Genomic DNA, 1,117 nt, shown 5'->3' with positions numbered 1-1,117 from the left:
TACGCATATCAATCTCCGCAGGCAGCCCTCTAGTAATGTCATTACATAAAGTGTCGAAACGGTCAAGTATTTTTACTATACGCTTTTGCTCTTCTAAAGGTGGAAAGTAAATTTCTAATTTATAAAATGCTTTATGAGGTAAGTCTGGAACAGTACCACCAGATGCAGCATTTAACATTTGTTCATACATTTTTTTTGTATTCAATACATAATAAATATATCTTTTATTTATATTATTAAAAAAATTAAGTTTAAAAAAATTATTATGAAAACAGCCTTTTACTCCTGTTATTATTTTTCCTGTGCTTCCTGTTCTAGTAACTAATATATCATCGGTATCGCATATAACATTTTCTGCTGGATTTTCAATATAATATTTATCTTTATTATTTCCTTTTAAAAATTGTACTGTAATATAAAAATATCTGTTTTTTCCATCTTCTTTTTTTCTCTGACTAATAGGAATTTGTAATCCTTGATTAACAGTACAAATATCACTCATTTTAACTTTATTAAATTTCGTATTAAATAAAAGTTTATTTTGATAATACTCATACTGTTTTTTTCTTAAGATGGTTTCTCTATTTAAAAGCTCTTGTAATTGATTTGTTTTTTCTGTAAATATGTCTAATATACGCACTATCTCTTTTTGTACTTCTATTGGCGGGACTGGTATTTCTATATTCCTTAAATTTTGCTGGTTAATTTTTGGTGGTATACCTCTTACAATATTACTAACATCAATAGTTTGTAAATAATAAAATAAAAATCTTAATGTATTAATATTTTCATTATATAAAACATGAGCATGATTATTAACCCATATCTTACCGATAGCCCAATTTAAAACTGGTGAATTATCTTTATTTATTACACTACCATCTTCACCCATTAAAATAAATGTACCATCAAAAATATAATTATCAATATAGTCTTGAATTCCATTAGCTCCATAATAAGGGTAATTACCTTTTATTCTTTTATTTTTTGAGACAGGCTTTCTTAAATTATCTAAAATACTAACAACTTCATCAAGCTTTTTATACTCCACGCCGTCGGGGCAGTATTTGTTTAACAATTCTTCTAGCAAACTCATAACTTTATTTTTAAATCCTAC

At 26.2% G+C, this 1,117-nt stretch carries 1 protein-coding gene; it reads right to left on the bottom strand.

Annotated features, from left to right (window positions below):
- On the bottom strand, positions 1–1,096 hold a 1,096-nt coding region (locus F811_RS0100015; RefSeq protein ID WP_026364291.1), incomplete at its 3' end, for a restriction endonuclease subunit S.
- Between the last annotated feature and the right edge of the window lie 21 nt (positions 1,097–1,117).

The sequence above is a fragment of the Brachyspira innocens ATCC 29796 genome (assembly GCF_000384655.1).
Classification (GTDB): domain Bacteria; phylum Spirochaetota; class Brachyspiria; order Brachyspirales; family Brachyspiraceae; genus Brachyspira; species Brachyspira innocens.
This window is presented reverse-complemented; position numbering and strand designations above follow the sequence as displayed.